Genomic DNA, 19,842 nt, shown 5'->3' with positions numbered 1-19,842 from the left:
CAGCAGGTGCATTTCATTGGCAACCATTCGCTGCTCATCATCGGGGTCTCGGGCCTGTTCGTGGGTTTCGTGCTGGGCCTGCAGGGCTATTACACACTGAACCGCTACGGCTCCGAAGAAGCGCTGGGCCTGCTGGTGGCGCTTTCACTCACGCGTGAGCTCGGGCCGGTGGTGACCGCGCTGCTGTTCGCGGGGCGCGCAGGCACGTCACTGACGGCTGAAATCGGCCTCATGAAGGCGGGCGAGCAGCTCTCGGCCATGGAAGTCATGGCCGTGGACCCCATCCGCCGCGTGCTGGCACCCAGGTTTTGGGGCGGCGTCATCGCCATGCCGGTGCTGGCGGCCGTCTTCTCCATGGTGGGCATCATTGGCGGCTGGTTCGTGGGCGTGGTGCTCATCGGCATCGACCCCGGCGCCTTCTGGTCGCAGATGCAGGGCGGGGTGGACGTGGTCAAGGACGTGCTCAACGGGGTGCTGAAAAGCGTGGTCTTTGGCGTGGTCGTCACCTTGATCGCGCTTTATCAGGGCTGGACCAGCCAGCCAACCCCCGAAGGCGTCTCGCGTGCCACCACCCGCACGGTGGTCAATGGGGCGCTGGCTGTGCTGGGGCTGGATTTTCTGCTCACGGCGCTGATGTTTGCCAACTGATGGAAACGAACGAATGACACGCGATAAAACCGATTTCTGGGTAGGGTTCTTCATTCTGCTGGGCCTGATTGCCCTGGTGTTCCTTGCGCTGCGCGCCGGCAACATGAGCTCGTTCTCCTTTGCGCCCACCTACCGCGTGCAGGCGTACTTCGACAACGTCGGCAGCCTCAAGGTGCGTGCGCCGGTCAAGAGCAGCGGCGTGGTGGTGGGGCGTGTGGCCAGCATTGGCTTTGACAACAAGCGCTTCCAGGCCAGCGTCACGCTCGATCTGCAGCAGGCGTATCAGTTTCCGGATGACACCTCGGCGTCCATCCTGACCTCGGGCCTCTTGGGTGAGCAGTACGTCGGGCTGACGCCGGGGGGCGACGACAAGAACCTCAAGGACGGCAGCAAGATCCAGTTCACGCAGTCGGCGGTCGTGCTCGAAGACCTGATCAGCAAGTTCCTGTACAACTCGGCTGAGAAGCAGGGTGCGCCGGGCCAGGGGCCGGGTGCTTCTGCAGCGCCTGCGCCCGCCGCCCATTGAGTCCAAACAGTCTGCCCATGTACGCCGGGCCTGACGGCCTGTGCGCCGCTCACGTTACAATACGCGACAGTTTTATGGAATTGCCCGCATTATGACTTCTGTACTGACCGATTTCCCCGATTCTCCCGGCCGATCCCGCGGACCGCTGATCCGGCTTGCGCTGGCGTTGACCACGGCCGCCGTGCTCGCAGGCTGTGCCCATGTGCAGCATCCTTCGCCCAACGATCCGTGGGAATCCTACAACCGCAGCATGTATGCGTTCAACGACACGGTGGATCGGGCCTTGCTCAAGCCCATCGCCACGGGCTATGCGAAGGTCACGCCGCAGCCGGTGCGCACCTGCATCCACAACATCTTCGGCAATTTTGGTGACATGTGGTCGGGCATCAACAGCCTGCTGCAAGGGCAGGGTCGTGACTTCGTCGACACACTGGGTCGTGTGCTCTTCAACAGCACCATGGGCCTGGGTGGTTGCATCGACGTGGCATCCATGAACGGCGCGCACAAGATCCCCAACGATTTCGGCATGACGCTGGGGGTCTGGGGCTTTGGCGCCGGGCCGTATTTCGTGGTGCCTTTCCTCGGGCCCAGTACCGTGCGCGATGCGGCCGCGACGGCGATCAGTTTCGCCTCCCCCGTCTCGCCCACGTCGGCCATCTTTGCCATCGATGACGTCCCCGTGCGCAACTCCATCGTGGGTTTGTACATCGTCGACACCCGTGCCAATCTGCTACAGGCTGATCGCCTGGTGGATCAGATTGCCCTCGACAAATACAGCTTCATCCGCGATGCCTACCTGCAGCGGCGCAAGGCCTTGCTCGAACACCGGCGCCAGCGAGAGCACCCGGAGGCGGAGGGGCTGAAGCAACAGCCGGTTTCACAGAGCCAGGGTCTTCCGGTCTATGATGACCCGGACAGTCAAATGCCGCATGGGCAGTAAGACTCAGGAGTACAGCATGGCAGGTTTGTCTTTTATCTTCGCGTGGCGCCGCCTGATGTTGGCGGGCCTTGTCGCGCTCGTGGCAGGCGTGGGCTTCTCGGCGCAGGCTGCCGAGCGTCCCGTCAACCCCAAGGCCGCACCCAACGTCTTCCTTGAAGCCGTGGCCGACAACATGCTGGACGCGGTCAAGGCCGACCCCAAGGCCATGCAGGGCGACACCACGGCCATCACGGCCATCGTGCGCCAGTATGCCTTGCCGTATGTGGACATGAACAAGACCACGCGCCTTGCAGCGGGTCGTTATTGGCGCCAGGCCTCGACCGAGCAGCAGTCCGAGCTGGTCAAGGCCTTCACGGGCACGCTGATCCGCACCTACAGCGGGGCCTTCACGCGCGTGACCTCCGGCACCGTGATCGCCCTGCTGCCATTCCGGGGCGACGATGCCGCAGACGATGCGGTGGTGCGCACCACGGTCTCGCAACCCAATGGTTCGCCGATTGGCGTGGATTACCGGCTGGAAAAGACCGCCGATGGCTGGAAGGTCTATGACCTCAACGTCGAAGGCATCTGGCTCATCCAGAACTATCGCAACCAGTTTGCCGAAGAAATCAACCGCAGCGGCGTCGATGGCCTCATCAAGGCGCTGAACGCGCAGCGTTGACCTGAGATTATTTTATTTGTTACGTGATTCTTTGAAGATTCCTTGTTTGTAACGCATTTTTTTATCGCGTGTGATGGCATCACAGCACCGTGACGTTGAGCGCGGCTACACGGTGGAAAGCCCGATCACCCGTGACGAAGTGATGATCGGGACCCAATTGCAGACAGCTGGCTGCTTGCAGCGCGTCAGGGGTCTTGAGCCCGCAGTGTGCGCGGATCTCGGTGGCAAGCTCCACGACGGTACGACTGAGCTCTATCCAAATCAAATTGGGATGTTCGAAAAAACGGTCGAATAAAGCAAGGGTGTGCTGGTCGTTGCGCTGCATGGGCCCCACGCGGCATTCCAGCCGCGTCAGCCGGCTCAGTGCGATCTGCGCCTCCGGTGCGGCCAATGCCCTCAACGCCTGTTGCGCGTGCCTTGCGAAAGGCTCGCGCCCTTGTATCAGGTAGATGAGTACACAGGAATCCAGAAACAGCGTCACCAGTCACGCTCCTGCTTGAGTTCCTCGTCGAGGCTGGCCCTGCTGCGTGTCCCCGCCGGGGCAAGCGAAAATAGCCACTGAAGTGGTGACAGGCCAGGGACTTGCGGGCGTTCGCCCGTCAGCGATCGGTACGCTTCTTCCGTGAGGACGACCGCTGCATGGCGGTTGTGTTTGATGATGTGCAGGGGGCCGTTTTGCAGCCCCTCTTCAATCGCGGCCATCCCGCGGCGCTTGATCTCGGAAACAGTCACGCAGTTATCCATGGGGGCTCCTTGGGGTTGAGGGGTTCAGCCCTTATAGTACTGTTTTTAGTACTGAACGGCCACACTGAATAAGTGCCTCCACGCAAATCTCGTCGATTCGCGCACAAAAAAGCGCCGGGCTTTTGCCCGGCGCCCCTTTCATGCGCTAAACCGGCAAGCCGTGCCCTCAGCGTGGCAGCAGCGAACTCCCCATCAGATACTCGTCCACGGACCGCGCGCATTGCCGTCCTTCGCGGATGGCCCAGACCACCAGCGATTGGCCCCGGCGCATGTCGCCGGCGGCGAACACTTTGGCCTGGTTGCTGCAGTAATCGTCGGTGTTGGCCTGCACGTTGCCTCGGCTGGTCACGTCCACGCCGAAGGCATCCAGCACCGAGCGCACAGGTGACACAAAGCCCATGGCCAGGAAGATCAAGTCCGCAGGCATCTCGAAGCGGGAATCTGCCACTTCTTTCATCTTGAGTTGCCCGGTGGCGCGATCCTTGGACCATTGCAGGCGCGAGGCGACCAGCTTCTCGACCTTGCCGCCCTTGCCCTCGAAGGCCGTGGTGCCCACGGCCCAGTCGCGCTGGCAACCTTCCTCGTGCGAGCTGGAGGTGCGCAGCTTGATGGGCCAGTACGGCCAGGTCATGAGCTTGTCTTCATGCTCGGGCGGCTGGAACATCAGCTCGAACTGGGTGACGGAGGCTGCCCCTTGCCGGTTGCTCGTGCCCACGCAGTCGGAGCCCGTATCGCCGCCACCGATCACGATGACGTGCTTGCCCTTGGCATTGATGGGCTTGGCGATGCGGTCGCCGTGGTTGATCTTGTTCTGCTGCTGCAGCAGCTCGAGCGCAAAGTGCACGCCTTTGAGCTCGCGCCCCGGGACGGGCAGGTCGCGGGCCTGTTCGCAGCCGCCGGCCAGCACGATGGCGTCGTACTGCGCGTGCAGCTCTTCGGGCGTGACCACGGTCAGGCCTTCGGGGGCGTCCTCTTTGCTGCCCACGTAGGTAGAGGGCAGGAACTCGATGCCTTCTGCTTCCAGCTGCGCGAGGCGCCGGTCGATGAAGACCTTTTCCAGCTTGAAGTCCGGGATGCCGTAGCGCAACAGCCCGCCGATGCGGTTGGCCTTTTCGTAGACCGTCACCTGGTGCCCGACGCGCGCCAGTTGCTGCGCGCAGGCCAGGCCCGCCGGCCCTGAGCCCACGATGGCAACCTTTTTGCTGGTCTTGCGCGCCGGCGGTTGCGGCAGCACCCAGCCTTCGGCCCAGCCGCGCTCGATGATGGTGTGCTCGATGGACTTGATGCCCACGGCCGTGTCGTTCAGATTCAGCGTACAGGCGGCCTCGCAGGGAGCGGGGCAGATTCGGCCAGTGAATTCCGGAAAATTGTTGGTCGACAGCAATACATCCAGCGCGTGCTTCCAGTCGGATTTGTAGACCAGATCGTTGAAGTCCGGGATGATGTTGTTGACCGGGCAGCCGTGTGTGCAGTAGGGGATGCCGCAGTCCATGCAGCGCGCACCCTGGATCTTCGCTTCTTCCTCCGTCAGGGGCTTGGTGAACTCTTTCCAGTGGTGGACACGCGCCTCGGGCGCTTCGGTCGCGGGCTTGACCCGCGCATATTCCATGAAGCCAGTGATTTTTCCCATGGTCGTATCCTTCAGGCAGCCTTGGCGTGTGTGGCTTGCCAGATCTGGCTCAGCACACGCCGGTATTCGGTGGGGGTGATTTTGACGAACGCGCGGAACGCCTGATCCCAGTCTTCCAGGATCTCGCGGGCGCGGAAGCTTCCGGTGTAGCGGAAGTGGTTTTCGACCAGACGCTTCACGATGGTCTCGTCCGTCTCGCGTTCACCATGGCGCACCAGGCTGTGCCAGAACTCACGCTCGCCGGCAGCCGCCTGCGTGTCGTGCGATTCCACGGGTTCGAGTTCCACCATCTCCAGGTTGCAGCGGCGTTTGAAGACGTGTTCCGGGTCCCAGACGTATGCGACGCCGCCCGACATGCCGGCCGCAAAATTGCGCCCGGTTTCGCCCAGCACCACGATGGTGCCGCCGGTCATGTATTCGCAGCCGTGGTCGCCCGTGCCTTCGACGACTGCCGTCACGCCGGAGTTGCGCACGCCGAAGCGCTCGCCCGCCACGCCGTTGAAATACGCCTCGCCTTCGGTGGCGCCGTACAGCACCGTGTTGCCGGCAATGATGTGATCGGGTCCAAAACCCCGGAAGTCATTGGGCGAGCGCAGAATCAGCCGTCCACCCGACAGGCCCTTGCCCACGTAGTCGTTGGCTTCGCCTACCAGGTCCAGCGTGACGCCGTGCGCCAGGAACGCGCCAAAACTCTGACCTGCGGCCCCATTGCACTGGATGTGGATGGTGTCGTCCGGCAGCCCTTCGTGTCCGTAGCGTCGGGCGACCTCGCCCGAAAGCATCGCGCCAATGGTACGGTTGCGATTGCGCACCGGCACGATGAACGAGACCTTCTCGCCCTTGTCCAGGGCCAGCTTGCTGCGCTCGATCAACTGGTGATCCAGCGCATGTTCCAGCCCGTGGTTCTGCAACTGCGTATGGTGCACCGGCTCGGTGGTAGGTACTTGGTGGAACACCCGGGTGAAGTCCAGCCCGTGTGCCTTCCAGTGATTGATGCCCTTGCGCATGTCGAGCAGATCGGCACGGCCGATGAGCTCATCCACGGTGCGGATGCCCAGTTGCGCCATGATCTCGCGCATTTCTTCGGCCACGAAGAAGAAGTAGTTCACCACGTACTCGGGCTTGCCGCTGAATTTCTTGCGCAGCACCGGGTCCTGTGTGGCCACCCCCGTCGGGCAGGTGTTCAGGTGGCACTTGCGCATCATCACGCAGCCTTCCACCACCAGCGGCGCCGTGGCAAAGCCGAATTCGTCGGCCCCCAGCATGGCGGCGATGGTGATGTCGCGGCCCGTCTTCATCTGGCCGTCGGCCTGGATGCGGATGCGGCTACGCAGGCGATTGAGCACCAGCGTCTGCTGGGCTTCGGCCAGGCCGATTTCCCAGGGGATGCCCGCGTGCTTGATCGACGACACGGGCGAGGCGCCTGTGCCGCCGTCGTGGCCGGCGATCACGATGTGATCCGCCTTGGCCTTGGTGACCCCGGCGGCGACAGTACCCACGCCGACTTCAGCCACCAGCTTCACCGAGATCGAGGCCTTTTCATTCACGTTCTTCAGGTCATGAATGAGCTGCGCCAGGTCTTCGATGGAGTAGATGTCGTGGTGCGGTGGCGGCGAGATCAGGCCCACACCCGGCACCGAATAGCGCAGCTGCGCGATGTAGTCCGTGACCTTGTGGCCCGGCAGCTGGCCGCCTTCGCCAGGCTTGGCGCCTTGCGCCATCTTGATCTGGATCTGGTCCGCACTGCACAGGTATTCCGCCGTCACGCCAAAGCGACCGGAAGCCACCTGCTTGATGCGCGAACGCATGGAATCGCCCGCCACCATGGGGATGTCGGCCACCACGCGGTCTTTGCCCAGCACCGAGGCCACCGTGTCGCCCTTGCGCACCGTGGGTTTGCCGGCTCGCATTTCAGCACGGTAGCGCATCGGGTCTTCGCCGCCTTCGCCCGTGTTCGACTTGCCGCCGATACGGTTCATGGCAATCGCCATGGTGGTGTGTGCTTCAGTCGAGATCGACCCCAGCGACATGGCGCCCGACGAGAAGCGCTTGACGATCTCTTTGGCCGGTTCCACTTCCGACAGCGGAATCGCCTTGGCCGGGTCCACCCTGAACTCGAAGAGCCCGCGCAGCGTCATCAGGCGCTTGGACTGATCGTTGATGAGCTGGGCGTATTCCTTGAAGGTGGAGTAATCGTTGGCCCGCGTCGAATGCTGCAGCTTGGCGATCGAATCCGGCGTCCACATGTGCTGTTCGCCGCGGATGCGGAAGGCGTAGTCGCCGCCTTCGTCCAGGCGTGTCGCCAGGACCGGGTCGGCGCTGTAGGCCGCACGGTGCGTGCGCAGCGCTTCTTCGGCCACTTCGAAAATCCCGATGCCTTCGATGTTGCTGGGTGTTCCCGAGAAGTACTTCTTCACCAGCGAGCTATGCAGGCCCACGGCCTCGAAGATCTGCGCGCCGGTGTACGACATGTAGGTCGAGATGCCCATCTTGGACATCACCTTCTTCAGGCCTTTGTTCACCGCCTTGATGTAGTTGTGCGTGGCTTCTTCGGGGTTGGGGAACTGCGCCAGCGCCTCGAATGCCAGATAAGGGTGCACGGCTTCGGCCCCGTAGCCGCCCAGCAGGGCAAAGTGGTGGGTTTCACGCACCGAACCCGATTCTACGATAAGGCCCGTACGGGTACGCAGCCCCGTGTGGATCAGATGCTGGTGGACCGCAGACGTGGCCAGCAGCGCCGGGATGGGCACGCGCTCGGCATCTACCTTGCGATCGCTCAGCAGCAGGATGTTGTAGCCGCTGCGCACGGCGTCGGCTGCGCTCGCGCACAGCGAGGCCAGACAGGCTTCGATGCCTTCGGCACCCCAGGCCACCGGGTACGTGATGTCCAGCTCGAAGCAGCGGAATTTATCGCCCGTCTGCTGGCTGATGTGGCGCAGCTGCGCCATGGCGGCTACGTCCAGCACCGGCTGGTTGATTTCCAGCCGCAGCGGCGGGTTGACGTTGTTGATGTCCAGCAGGTTGGGCTTGGGGCCGATGAACGACACCAGCGACATCACCAGCTGCTCGCGGATCGAATCGATCGGCGGGTTGGTCACCTGCGCGAACATTTGCCGGAAATAGTTATAGAAAGGCTTGGGCCGGTCGGACAGCACCGTGAGCGGCGCGTCGTTGCCCATCGAGCCGATGATTTCCTGGCCGTTCGTGGCCATGGGCTCCAGAATGAATTTGAAGTCCTCCACCGTCCAGCCAAAAGCCTGTTCGCGATCGAGCAGGCTGCTGGTCGATGCCGGCAGCTCTTCGGCCTTCAGGGCGGGCAGGTCATCCAGCTTCAGGCGCAGGCGTTCGATCCACTGGGGATACGGGTGCGCGTTGGCCAGTTGCGACTTGATTTCCTCGTCTTCAATGATGCGGCCTTGTTGCAGGTCGATGAGCAGCATCTTGCCGGGCTGCAGGCGCCATTTCTTGATGATGCGGTGTTCAGGAATCGGCAGCACCCCGGCTTCAGAAGCCAGGATCACCATCTTGTCGTCGGTGATCAGGTAACGGGCAGGGCGCAGGCCATTGCGGTCCAGCACGGCGCCGATCTGGCGGCCGTCGGTGAAGGTGATCGCCGCCGGCCCGTCCCAGGGCTCCATCAGCGCGGCGTGGTATTCGTAGAAGGCCCGGCGGGATTCGTCCATGTCCGCATGCTGTTCCCAGGCTTCTGGCAGCATGATCATCATGGCGTGCGGCAGGGTGTAGCCCGACATCACCAGCAGTTCCAGGCAATTGTCGAAGGTGGCCGTGTCCGACTGCCCCTCGTAGACGATGGGGTAGAGCTTGGACAGATCGTCCCCCAGCACGGCTGAACGCATTTCGCCTTCGCGGGCGCGCAGCCAGTTGAAGTTGCCCTTCACCGTGTTGATTTCGCCATTGTGCGCAATCATGCGGTAGGGGTGGGCCAGTGGCCAGGCCGGGAAGGTGTTGGTCGAAAACCGCTGGTGCACCATCGCCAGCGCCGTCACGGCACGCGTGTCGGTCAGGTCACGGTAGTAGCGGCCCACCTGGGTGGCCAGCAGCAACCCCTTGTACACCACGGTGCGCACCGAAATCGACGGCACGAAATATTCCTGCCCGTGCGTCAGCTGCAGGCGCTGAATCGCGTGGCTCGCCGTCTTGCGGATGACGTACAGCTTGCGCTCCAGCGCGTCCGGCACCATGATGTCCGGCCCGCGGCCCACGAAAAGCTGGCGGATGATCGGCTCGCAAGCGCGCACTGTAGGCGACATCTCCATCTCGTGGTCGATGGGGACGTCGCGCCAGCCCAGCACCACTTGCCCTTCGTCACGCACTGCACGTTCCAGTTCGCGTTCACAGGCCAGGCGCGAGGCCGTTTCTTTGGGCAGAAACACCATTGCGACGCCGTAATCATCGGGGGGCGGCAAGATGACGCCCTGTGCCGCCATCTCTTCGCGGTAGAGCTGGTCGGGGATCTGGATCAGAATGCCGGCGCCGTCGCCCATGAGCTCGTCGGCCCCTACGGCACCCCGGTGATCCAGGTTTTCCAGGATCTTCAGTCCTTGCTGAATGATCGTGTGATTTTTGTGGCCTTCGATGTGGGCCACGAAGCCCACGCCGCAGGCGTCGTGTTCGTATTCAGGGTGATAGAGACCCTGGTCAGCGGTCTGGCGCCGGGCAGAGAAGGTAGAGTCAGTCATGGCGGAGCTCTAAGAGGCAAATAGAGTGGGGCACGACGCGCTGCGGCGGCCTCTTCTGAGGCGACTCATGAAGGCGGCTGGTTTGCGCCGCCACTGCAGACCCGTGCGGGTTGCGACAGCGTGTCGTGGGAAATGAAAATTACGCCTTTTGCCAGGTGGGTGACAACAGGTTTTTTATGATGCGTCCCTAATTAATATCTAATGTCTTTTATTGATTTTAAAATGGTGACGCATCAAATACGTTGATTTAAAAATGGTGTATTGAGCAACATCCGTTAATTAAGCGCTCTACCCATATTTTGCTGCACCTGCAAAATATGGGTGCACCAGGTGTCGCTGGGTAGACACAGGCTTTGCCCTCGCGGGCTATTTGCGCGCAGCGGTCGGGTTCGTCTTTTTGGGTCGTCCTCGGGGCGCGGGGCTGACCCGCCGGGTGGCCAGGCGGCTCAGGTGTGAAAGAAAAATCTTTTCACCCAGCGCCCATTGACCATGCAGCGCAGCATCCAGGGCCTGCTGCTGGGCCTCGCTGATGCCTGCCTGCAGGCGTTGCCGCCAGGCGGCCTGGCGGGCGAACGGGGTGTCGCCGATCTGCCAGTAATCGGGGTGGTCGCTGAGCGTGGGTGCCTGCGCCGGCGCCCCTGCCAAGCCCACATGTTCGGCGGCCGACGACCATGGCCATCGCGCCGCCTGGTCCACCTCGCGCTGGTGCACTGCCAAGGTCTCGGCCCACACCATAGCGGGCAGTACCCAGCGGCCGGGCTCCAGCAAGGCGTTGTGATAGCGCCCCTCGTAGACGCGGGCGCGCAGCAAGCCCGACCCCATGCGCCGGCCCAACGCCTGCATGACCAGCGCCGCTGCACGCTCGTTGGCGGGGGTCAGCAACAGCACGACGCGATCCGGCAGCAGCGCCCAGGCGTGCAGTGCCACCGGCTGGCGCTGCACTTCTTCGGCCAGCCAGGTGCGTGTTCGGTCCAGCAGCGCTGCTGGAGCGGGGTCTCCGGCGGCCGCCAACGGCCGTGCGAACCGGGCTTGCACCAGTTGCGGGATGCGCGGAGCGTACAGACGGGGAAGACGGGCCATGTCTGTCATTTTATAAGGACCGGTGTACTCTTGAGGCACAGGCTTTGGATCGGCGGGCAGACCGGGCTGAAACGGGGGCGTGTCCGCAAGATCGGCAGGCCTGCCGTCGTCAACTTCAGTGAGGGCCTTGCATCATGTCCAGCCATTCGTCCGTGTCCGATCCCTCGTCTGCGACCTCGCACGGGACTGCACCATCTGCCGGCCCCGCCTTGGGTCCGCTGTACGTGCGCCGCGTGGCCGTGTGCGGCGCCGGCGTCATGGGGGCGCAGATCGCGGCCCACTGCATCAACGCCGGCGTACCCGTGGTGCTCTTCGATCTGGCCAAGGACGACGGCCGTGGCGGCAAGAACGCCATCGTCAACGCCGCCCTTGCACGCCTCAAAAAGCTCAGCCCCGCGCCGCTGGCCGCACCGCACTTGGCAGATCTCATCACCCCCGCCAACTACGACGAGAACCTGGACCTGCTGTCTGGCTGCGACGTCATCATCGAGGCCATTGCCGAGCGCCTGGACTGGAAGCGCGATCTCTATCACCGCATTGCGCCCGCCGTGGCGCCCACGGCCATCGTCGCCAGCAACACCTCGGGGCTGTCGATCACGGCCTTGTCAGAAGCCCTGCCCGAATCCCTGCGTCCGCACTTCTGCGGCGTGCACTTCTTCAACCCGCCGCGCTACATGACGCTGGTGGAGCTCATCCCTACCGCCGCCACGCAGCCCGCCTTGCTTGACGGGCTTGAGACCTTCCTGACGACTCAGCTTGGCAAGGGCGTGGTGCGCGCCAAAGATACTCCCAACTTCGTCGGCAACCGCATCGGCGTCTTCGGCATCCTGTCGGTGTTTCACCATACGCAGGCCTTTGGCCTGCCCTACGAGCTGGTGGATGATCTGACTGGCACGCAGCTGGGCCGCGCCAAATCCGGTACTTTCCGCACGGCTGACGTGGTCGGGCTGGACACCCTGGTGCACGTGATCCACACCATGCAGGAGCAGCTGCCCGACGATCCCTTCAAGGCCCACTTCGGGGTGCCACCCGTGCTGGCGGGCCTTATCGACAAGGGCGCGCTGGGGCAGAAGACGCAGGCAGGATTCTTCCGCAAAGAAGGCAAGGCCATCTTGCGGTTGGACCCGGCGCAAGGCACTTACGTCCCGGCCGACCAAAAGGCCAACGACACTGTCAAGGCCATCCTGAAGGAGCCCGATCCGGCCAAGCGCCTGCAGGCCCTGCATGATTCCGCCGACCCGCAGGCCCAGTTTGTCTGGGCGGTGCTGCGCGACAGCTTCCATTACAGCGCCGTGCATCTGGCCGATATCGCCGACACGGCGCGCGAGCTGGACCAGGCCATGAAATGGGGTTTTGGACACGCGCAGGGGCCGTTCGAGATCTGGCAGGCGGCCGGCTGGCAGCAAGTGGCGGGCTGGATTCAGGCCGACATTGCGGCGGGCAAGACCCTGTCGGATGCCCCGTTGCCTGCTTGGGTGACTCAGGGGCCCGTGTGGGATCAGCAAGCCGTGCACACTCGGGCCGGGTCCTTCAGCCCCAGCCGTCGCGTGTACGTACCCCGCAGTACCTTGCCCGTCTATAGTCGGCAGGTGACCCCTCAACGCCTGGTGGGCGAGGCTCCGGCGCTCGTGCCCCACGTCGTGTTCGAAAACGCCGGGGTGCAGGCCTGGACGCTCCCCGCTCCCCATCCGCAAGACGTGCTCATCGTCTCGTTCAAGACCAAGATGCACACGATCAATACCGAGGTCGTGCAGGGGCTGGACCAGGCCTTGACCCTGGCAGAGCAAGGTTACAAGGCGCTGGTCGTGGGTCAGCTGGACGATCCATTTTCTGCGGGGGCGGACCTGAAAGCCATGCTGCCAGCCTTTATGGCAGGCGGCCCCGCCGCGCTGGAACCGCAGGAGCGCGCCCTGCAGGCCCTGATATCGCGCCTGCGCACTGCCCAGGTGCCCGTGGTGGCCGCCGTGGCCGGCCTTGCGTTGGGCGGGGGCTGCGAGCTGTCCCTGCACTGTGCACGCCGCGTGGTGTATTTCGAGACCTACATGGGGCTGGTCGAGGCCGGCATGGGCCTGGTACCGGGCGCGGGCGGGTTGACATACAGTGCGCGGCAGGCGGCCGAGCGCCAGGCCCAGGTGGCACCGGAGGTGCCGCTCCTGGCCTACGTCAAGAATTTCATCCTGAACATCGCCAGTGCGCGGGTGTCCAAATCCGCGAAGGAAGCCCGTGACATGGGTTGGCTGCAGCCGTCGGACCCCATCGTCATGAATCGTGCCGAGCTGTTGTACGTCGCCGTGCGCGAGGCCGCCAGCCTGGCCGAACAGGGCTGGCGCCCGCCGATCCCCGCCCGCTTCCCGGTGGCCGGGCGCGATGCCATTGCCACCGTCAAGGCGCAACTCGTCAACATGCGCGTGGGGGGCTATATCAGCGACTACGACCAACACGTGGCCGAGCAGATTGCCACCGTGATCTGCGGGGGTGACGTAGACCCCGGCAGCCTGGTGGACGAAGCCTGGATGCATAGACTCGAACGCGAAGCCTTCCTGGCGCTGCTGGCCAATCCCAAAACGCAGGAACGCATTGCGGGATTCGTGAAGACCGGCAAGCCTGTGCGGAACTAAGGAGCATTGTGATGACGAATCTTCAGCAAGCCTACATCGTGGCGGCCACCCGCACCCCCATCGGCAAGGCGCCGCGCGGCATGTATGCCCACACCCGGCCCGACGAGCTGCTCGCCCACACCATTCGGGGCGTGCTCGCGCAGGCCCCCACGCTGGACCCCGCAGCGATTGACGATGCCATTGTGGGTTGCGCCATGCCCGAGGGCCCGCAAGGCATGAATGTGGGCCGCATCGGCGTGCTGCTGGCCGGACTGCCGCAATCCGTGCCCGGGTGCACCATCAACCGCTTCTGCGCCTCCGGGCTCACGGCTATCTCCATCGCCGCCGACCGCATCCGCGTGGGCGAGGCTGACGTGCTGCTCGCCTGCGGCACTGAATCCATGAGCATGGTGCCCATCATGGGGGTGACCAGCACCTTCAGCCCCGACATCTACCTGAAGGACGAAAACATCGGTATTGCCTATGGCATGGGGGCTACGGCCGAACAAGTGGCCACACGCTGGAAGATCTCGCGCGAAGACCAGGACGCCTTTGCCCTGCGTTCACACCAGCGGGCGCTGGCCGCGCAAAAATCCGGCGAATTCACCGACGAGATGCTGCCTGTGGACATCGTGCACCGCATTCCTGATCTGAGTAGCGGCGAGATCCGCGAGACCCACCGCACCGTCACGCTGGACGAAGGCCCGCGTGCCGATACCAGTGCCGAGGCGCTGGCACGCCTGCGGCCGGTGTTCGCGGCGCGCGGCAGCGTCACGGCGGGCAACAGCTCGCAAACCTCGGACGGCGCCGGTGCCTTGCTGGTGGTGTCCGAACGTGCACTCAAGACCTATGGCCTCACACCGCTTGCGCGCTTCGTGTGTTTTGCCGTGCGCGGCGTCCCGCCCGACATCATGGGCATAGGCCCCAAAGAAGCCATCCCCGCCGTGCTCAAGAAGGCGGGCCTGACCCTGGACCAGATGGGCTGGATCGAGCTCAATGAGGCCTTTGCCGCGCAGTCGCTGGCCGTCATTCGCGACCTGGGATTGAACGAAGACGTGGTCAACCCCATGGGCGGTGCCATCGCCCTGGGCCACCCATTGGGTGCTACGGGTGCGATCCGATCGGCCACCACCATTCACGCCATGCGTCGCCACAACCTGAAGTACGGCATGGTCACCATGTGCGTGGGCACCGGCATGGGGGCGGCGGGGATTTTCGAGCGCTGCTGAACGTTCCCTCCAGGGATAGGCAGCGGGGAGCGTGCCCTTCCCTAAGGGGTCCAGAACGACAGAAAATCGAATGACAGCTGCTTGTGATGCTTGATCGCCAGCAGATAGACCGTGTTGGCTGTGGTGGCGTACAGGATGACGTGTTCGGCCAGCACGTACTCGCGGATTTCAGTCCCTTTGGGGTGCAACGCGAGCTGCGCCATCAACCGGTCGAGACCGTTGAGCGCTTCAATGGAGTAGGGCTCGCGCTGCAGAAAGAAGCGGCCCAAGGCCGGAAAGCGTCGTAGGTTGGGTGCGACAGTCATCTTGATGCCGGCAAGCATGTCGCGATGCTGTACGAGCGTGCCGTTTCTGCGGCAGAAATCTTCGAGCTGCCTGAGGTTGCTCCGATAGTTGTCGGTTGCTTCGATTCGGCGCAGTACCGTCATTTTCGGTGCTTACGGGCCGGTTTTTGGGGCTTGCCTTGTTCGCTGATTTCTTGGTCGAGACGACGGATCATTTCGTCAATGGCTTCTTCTGCGTCTTGCGTGCGTCCCGCCAGAATGTCTTCGAGCCCCTTGCAGGCTTCGGCAATCAGCGTACGGTGGATGTGATCCTGCTCCAGTCGGTGGTAATGATCCAGTCGGTCGGCTCCGATCAGCGCGGCGTAGCCTTCGCCGTTTTTGGTGATGATCTTCTCGGCTCCATCCGCCGCCTGGTCTGATAGTTCTGACAGCGTGGCGCGTGCTTGCGAGAGCGACACGACGTCTTTCGTGAAAAGCACCATGGTGGACCTCGATAGTGTGGGTTGGGTCTTCTCGAGCTCTGGATTCAACTGAATGATGACCTTTATTCGATACACTATAAAGGACAACAAAAAGATAGGCAAACCCTTTGTTTCTGTCCAACTGGATATACTGCCACAGGCCTTCCTTCTCGCGTGACCTCCTATGACATTTCCCGCCTTGCTGGATCTTCCCGAATGGAAGCGCTTCGTCCTCGCGGCACAGACCTGTGCGCCGCGCGCCGACGGGCTGGATCTGATCGAGGCCCCCGGTCTGGTGCTGGACACCAGCGGGCAACGCCATTCGGCAGATCTGCTGGCGGCGGGGGAAGCCCTGCTCGAAGCTCGTGACTTTGCGACCCAGCGGGCGCGTCTGCTGGCGGGCGACGAAGTCAACGTGACCGAACACCGTGCCGCCTGGCACACCGTGCTGCGCGCGCCGCGCGGCCCTGAAGACGTGCTCTCCGCGCGCGAACGCGTGGATGCCTTCGTGCGCCGCGCAGATTCCGAGCGCCGCTGGCGCCACATCGTGCACGTGGGCATCGGCGGCTCGGATTGGGGTGTGCGCCTGGCCGTCACCGCCTTTGGCTATGCGGGCACCTGGCGCGACGTTCGCTTCGTCGCCAACATCGATGGGCACGCCATCGAGGGCGGGCTGGCCGGCCTGGACCCGCGTGAAACCCTGGTGGTGCTGGTGTCCAAATCGTTCACCACCGCCGAGACCCTGCAAAACGGCGCCCGCGCGCGCGAATGGCTGAAGGCTGCGGGCCTGGACCCGGCCGCCCACATGGTGGCCGTCACCGCGCAGCCTGAGCGCGCCCGCGCCTGGGGGATTGCCGACACCCATATCTTTCGCCTCTGGGACTGGGTGGGCGGGCGCTTTTCCATCTGGTCGGCCGTGAGCCTGACGACCGCCTTGTCGGTGGGCTCGGACGTGCTCGCCGGCCTGCGCATGGGCGCTGCCGCCATGGACGAACACTTCGCCCAGGCGCCGCTGGCAGCCAATGCCCCGGTGCGCATGGCCCTGGCCGGTATCGTGAACCGCAGCGTGCTGGGGCAGGGGTCGCTGAACATCGCTCCCTACGACTCGCGCCTGGCGAACCTGGTGCCCTACGTGCAGCAGCTGGACATGGAATCGCTGGGCAAATCGGTGGACGTCGCCGGCCGCCCCGTGGGCGTGCCTACGGGCCCAGCCGTCTGGGGCATGCCCGGTACCGACGCCCAGCACACGTTTTTTCAGTGGATGCACCAGGGCAGCGACGGCGCGCCGGTGGATTTCATCCTCTGCCGGCAGGCCGATCACCACTGGCCCACGCACCACCGGCAGCTGCTGGCCAATTGCCTGGCCCAGCGCGAAGCCCTGATGCGCGGCAAGACCCTGGACGAGGCTCGCGCCGAATGCCGTGCCGAAGGCCTGGGCGCCGCCGCCGTGGAGGCTCTGGCCCCACATCGCGTGCACCCCGGCGGCCGCCCCAACCACCTCATCGTGCTGCCGCGCCTCTCGCCCTATTCGCTGGGCGCGCTGCTCGCCCTGTACGAACACAAGGTCTTCACCCAAGGCCTGATTTGGGGCATAGACCCCTTCGACCAATGGGGCGTGGAATACGGCAAGGTGCTGGCCAAGGGCATCATCGCCGAACTGGGCGCGGGTGTTGCAGCGTCTGCCGAGACGGCTCCCCCTGCGGCCACCCCGCATGATGCCTCTACACACCACTGGATCGAGGCGCTGAGTTCCTGAGCCGGGGGGGCTGGCTTGCTGCTTGGCAGGCAGCTTTTCGCGGGTCGCAGACCAAATCCCTGCTCAAACGCCCCCCCGCGGTTCCGGCGTCTCCGGGTAATCCCTGGATTATGGTCCATATCACAAAACCCTTATGACGCTTTTGCTATAGCGCGAATTGCGCTACCTACGCTAGAGTGGCTCCCAGATGCACGTACCGGCGAACCACGGCGCGGACAGCCCCAAGCGGCGCCGCCCGGACGACAAGAGTGCCGGACGCGCCAGGTATTTCTTTGGAGACAAAACCATGAGCAAAACCGTTGCTCCGGTCGACGAAATTCTGCCCTTTGGGCGCTTGGCCGCATTGGGCATCCAGCACGTGCTGGTCATGTATGCGGGTGCCGTTGCCGTGCCGCTCATCATTGGCCGCGCCCTGCACCTGACGGACGCCGAAGTATCCATGCTGATCGCCGCCGACCTCTTTGCCTGCGGCATTGCCACTATCATCCAGTCCTGGGGCGCCACCCAGTGGTTCGGCATCAAACTGCCCGTCATGATGGGCGTGAGCTTTGCCCCCGTGGGCCCCATGATCCACATCGCCGGCACCGCGCAAGGCCACGAAGGCGCACAACTGCTCTTTGGCACCATCATCGCGGCCGGGATCATCACCATGATCATTGCGCCGTGGGTGAGCAAACTGCTGCGCTTCTTCCCGCCCGTCGTCACCGGCACCATCATCGCCATCATCGGCATCACGCTGATGAAAGTCGGTATCAACTGGATCTTTGGCAACCCTTTTGGCCCCACCGCGCCCAACGTCGTCAACCCGGATTACGCCAGCTGGCTCAACAGCGCCCGGTCTCTGGCTGCAGCTCCCGGTTCGGCCTTGCCGGCCGTGCCTCAGGGCCTGGCGCTGCTGCCCACCGTGCCCAACCCGCGCTACGCCGACCTGACCGGCCTGGGCATCGCCAGTGCCGTGCTGGTGTCCATCCTGCTCATCGCCAGATTCTGCAAAGGCTTCATCGCCAATATCGCCGTGCTGCTGGGCATTGTCGTGGGTGCCGTCATCACCAGTGCCCTGGGCATGATGACCTACGACAAAGTTGCCCGCGCCGACTGGTTCGACATCGTGCTGCCGTTCCACTTCGGCATGCCCCGATTCGACTTCTGGATGATCGTGACCATGGTCTTGGTCATGATCGTGATCCTCATCGAATCCACCGGCATGTTCCTGGCGTTGTCCGACATGACCGGCAAAGAAATCCACCAGAAGGACCTGGCACGCGGCCTGCGCACCGACGGCCTGGGCACGTTGATCGGTGGCATCTTCAATACCTTCCCGTATTCCAGCTTCTCGCAGAACGTCGGGCTGGTCGCCGTCACCGGCGTGCGCAGCCGCTACGTCTGCGTCGTGGGCGGCGTCATCATGCTCATCCTGGGCATGCTGCCCAAACTGGCTGCCCTGGTCGAATCCCTGCCCACCGTCGTACTGGGCGGCGCGGGCCTCGTCATGTTTGGCATGGTCACCGCCACCGGCATCCGCATCCTGGGCGGCGTGGATTTCCGCAACAACGCCCACAATGCGATGATCGTCGCCATCTCCATCGGCGTGGGCATGATCCCCGTCGTGGCCCCGAGCTTCCGCCAGTGGATGCCGGTGGCCATCCACCCCCTGATCGAGTCGGGCATCCTGCTCACCTCGATCTCCGCCGTCGCGCTCAACCTGTTCTTCAATGGGGCGCCCAAGGGTGAACCGGCGCACACCAGCGCCGCAGTGGAGGCGGCCAAGCAGGCTGCACACTGACTTTCTGTGCGACCTGGTTGGTTTGTAGGGGGGGCTTCGTCTGCGGGTGAGGCCCTTCGCCCGACTGAAGTCTCACCTCTTTGGCGAGATCCAGCCGCTGTATGCGGCTGCTTTTTTCTACAATAGGGCTCTGACGTCCCTCATCGCGCACCATGACTTCTGCAGGTCCTGCAACCCCCACGGCCTCCACCCAGGCGGTCACGACCCTCTGGTACGTGGCCCACACCAAGCCGCGTGCCGAGCATATCGCCCAGGAACAGCTGCAGCGCCAGGATTTCGAGGTCTACCTGCCGCTGTTCCGGGTCTTCAAGAAGCCCACGCGCCGGGGTGCGGCACGCCAACCCGTCTCGTCACCCGCTGTGCAGCAAGACTTGGCACGTGCCTCGGCTCGCGCGACCCCACCTGTTGAGTCTGGCGTCGTTGACGTCATCCATGAACCCATGTTCCCGCGCTACCTGTTCCTGCGCCCCACGCGGGCCACGCAGTCGCTTTCCGTGGTGCGCTCCACCCTGGGTGTCAGCCGTCTCGTCATGTTCGGTCAACAGCCCGCCACCTTGGCCAACGCTGCCGTGCAAGGCATCCGCCAGGCCGAAGGCCTGCGCGAAGCCGCACCGCTGGACAAAATCAGCCCCTATGCCCCGGGCATGGCCGTGCAGTTGCTGGACCCCGCTTTTTCGGGCGTGCAAGCCTTGGTGCAGGCCGTATCTAAAGACCGCGTGACACTGCTGCTGGAGATCCTGGGGAAACCGCAGTCCGTGCAAGTAGAGTTTGCGCGGGTAGCACCGGTGTAGCTCAAGCCATAC

16 protein-coding genes are annotated in these 19,842 nt (G+C 63.8%); 9 read left to right on the top strand and 7 right to left on the bottom strand.

Going from position 1 to position 19,842, the window contains the following annotated elements; all coding sequences use genetic code 11:
• The 4 genes from mlaE to VF285_RS12045 all read left to right on the top strand — a co-directional run.
• On the top strand, positions 1 to 648 hold a 648-nt coding region (gene mlaE, locus VF285_RS12060; RefSeq protein ID WP_346952879.1), incomplete at its 5' end, for a lipid asymmetry maintenance ABC transporter permease subunit MlaE.
• 13 nt (positions 649 to 661) lie between these two features.
• A complete protein-coding gene (gene mlaD, locus VF285_RS12055; RefSeq protein WP_346952878.1) occupies positions 662 to 1,174 on the top strand; it encodes an outer membrane lipid asymmetry maintenance protein MlaD in 513 nt (170 codons plus the stop codon).
• Between the two features lie 91 nt (positions 1,175 to 1,265).
• Positions 1,266 to 2,114, top strand: a complete 849-nt coding sequence (locus VF285_RS12050) for a VacJ family lipoprotein (protein ID WP_346952877.1) — start codon at positions 1,266 to 1,268, stop codon at positions 2,112 to 2,114.
• Positions 2,115 to 2,130: 16 nt separating this feature from the next.
• The gene (locus VF285_RS12045) at positions 2,131 to 2,775 is read left to right on the top strand and encodes an ABC transporter substrate-binding protein (RefSeq protein ID WP_346952876.1); all 645 of its coding nucleotides are present in this window, start codon (positions 2,131 to 2,133) and stop codon (positions 2,773 to 2,775) included.
• 79 nt (positions 2,776 to 2,854) lie between these two features.
• Here the strand turns inward: VF285_RS12045 and VF285_RS12040 are convergent, their stop codons facing one another.
• The 5 genes from VF285_RS12040 to VF285_RS12020 all read right to left on the bottom strand — a co-directional run bounded on the left by VF285_RS12040 (position 2,855) and on the right by VF285_RS12020 (position 10,929).
• The gene (locus VF285_RS12040; protein ID WP_346952875.1) at positions 2,855 to 3,256 is read right to left on the bottom strand and encodes a type II toxin-antitoxin system VapC family toxin; all 402 of its coding nucleotides are present in this window, start codon (positions 3,254 to 3,256) and stop codon (positions 2,855 to 2,857) included.
• The gene (locus VF285_RS12035) at positions 3,253 to 3,519 is read right to left on the bottom strand and encodes a hypothetical protein (RefSeq protein ID WP_346952874.1); all 267 of its coding nucleotides are present in this window, start codon (positions 3,517 to 3,519) and stop codon (positions 3,253 to 3,255) included. The genes VF285_RS12040 and VF285_RS12035 overlap by 4 nt, the downstream gene beginning before the upstream one ends.
• Positions 3,520 to 3,685: 166 nt before the next feature.
• Positions 3,686 to 5,149: a glutamate synthase subunit beta gene (locus VF285_RS12030; RefSeq protein ID WP_346952873.1), complete on the bottom strand. Its 1,464-nt coding sequence runs from the start codon at positions 5,147 to 5,149 to the stop codon at positions 3,686 to 3,688.
• Positions 5,150 to 5,160: 11 nt separating this feature from the next.
• Complete coding sequence (locus VF285_RS12025; RefSeq protein WP_346952872.1) at positions 5,161 to 9,849, bottom strand: glutamate synthase-related protein; 4,689 nt, start codon at positions 9,847 to 9,849, stop codon at positions 5,161 to 5,163.
• Between the two features lie 366 nt (positions 9,850 to 10,215).
• Positions 10,216 to 10,929 carry a hypothetical protein gene (locus VF285_RS12020; RefSeq protein WP_346952871.1) on the bottom strand — a complete coding sequence of 238 codons (714 nt, stop codon included), beginning with the start codon at positions 10,927 to 10,929 and terminating at the stop codon, positions 10,216 to 10,218.
• A gap of 134 nt (positions 10,930 to 11,063) precedes the next feature.
• Between VF285_RS12020 and VF285_RS12015 the strand changes: the two genes are divergently transcribed.
• Both VF285_RS12015 and VF285_RS12010 read left to right on the top strand, forming a co-directional pair.
• Positions 11,064 to 13,547 carry a 3-hydroxyacyl-CoA dehydrogenase/enoyl-CoA hydratase family protein gene (locus VF285_RS12015; RefSeq protein ID WP_346952870.1) on the top strand — a complete coding sequence of 828 codons (2,484 nt, stop codon included), beginning with the start codon at positions 11,064 to 11,066 and terminating at the stop codon, positions 13,545 to 13,547.
• 11 nt (positions 13,548 to 13,558) lie between these two features.
• Entirely contained in the window at positions 13,559 to 14,755 is a 1,197-nt protein-coding gene (locus VF285_RS12010; RefSeq protein ID WP_346952869.1) for an acetyl-CoA C-acyltransferase, read from the top strand.
• A 41-nt stretch (positions 14,756 to 14,796) separates the two neighbouring features.
• Here VF285_RS12010 and VF285_RS12005 read toward each other — a convergent pair whose 3' ends face one another.
• Together VF285_RS12005 and VF285_RS12000 are read right to left on the bottom strand one after the other, a co-directional pair.
• The gene (locus VF285_RS12005; protein ID WP_346952868.1) at positions 14,797 to 15,183 is read right to left on the bottom strand and encodes a type II toxin-antitoxin system RelE/ParE family toxin; all 387 of its coding nucleotides are present in this window, start codon (positions 15,181 to 15,183) and stop codon (positions 14,797 to 14,799) included.
• A complete protein-coding gene (locus tag VF285_RS12000; RefSeq protein ID WP_346952867.1) occupies positions 15,180 to 15,521 on the bottom strand; it encodes a type II toxin-antitoxin system prevent-host-death family antitoxin in 342 nt (113 codons plus the stop codon). The genes VF285_RS12005 and VF285_RS12000 overlap by 4 nt, the downstream gene beginning before the upstream one ends.
• Positions 15,522 to 15,684: 163 nt before the next feature.
• On the opposite strand from VF285_RS12000, the gene pgi reads away from it, so the two are divergent.
• The 3 genes from pgi (at position 15,685) to nusG (ending at position 19,830) form a co-directional block, all read left to right on the top strand.
• Positions 15,685 to 17,256, top strand: a complete 1,572-nt coding sequence (pgi, locus tag VF285_RS11995) for a glucose-6-phosphate isomerase (RefSeq protein WP_346952866.1) — start codon at positions 15,685 to 15,687, stop codon at positions 17,254 to 17,256.
• A gap of 286 nt (positions 17,257 to 17,542) precedes the next feature.
• On the top strand, positions 17,543 to 19,039 hold the full coding sequence (locus tag VF285_RS11990; protein WP_346952865.1) for a nucleobase:cation symporter-2 family protein: 1,497 nt from the start codon (positions 17,543 to 17,545) through the stop codon (positions 19,037 to 19,039).
• Positions 19,040 to 19,191: 152 nt separating this feature from the next.
• On the top strand, positions 19,192 to 19,830 hold the full coding sequence (nusG, locus tag VF285_RS11985; RefSeq protein ID WP_346952864.1) for a transcription termination/antitermination protein NusG: 639 nt from the start codon (positions 19,192 to 19,194) through the stop codon (positions 19,828 to 19,830).
• Positions 19,831 to 19,842 lie beyond the last annotated feature (12 nt).

Source organism: Castellaniella sp. (assembly GCF_036379515.1).
Classification (GTDB): Bacteria; Pseudomonadota; Gammaproteobacteria; order Burkholderiales; family Burkholderiaceae_B; genus Castellaniella.
Note: the sequence above shows the minus strand (reverse complement) of the source record. Positions and strands in the feature narration are given on the sequence as shown.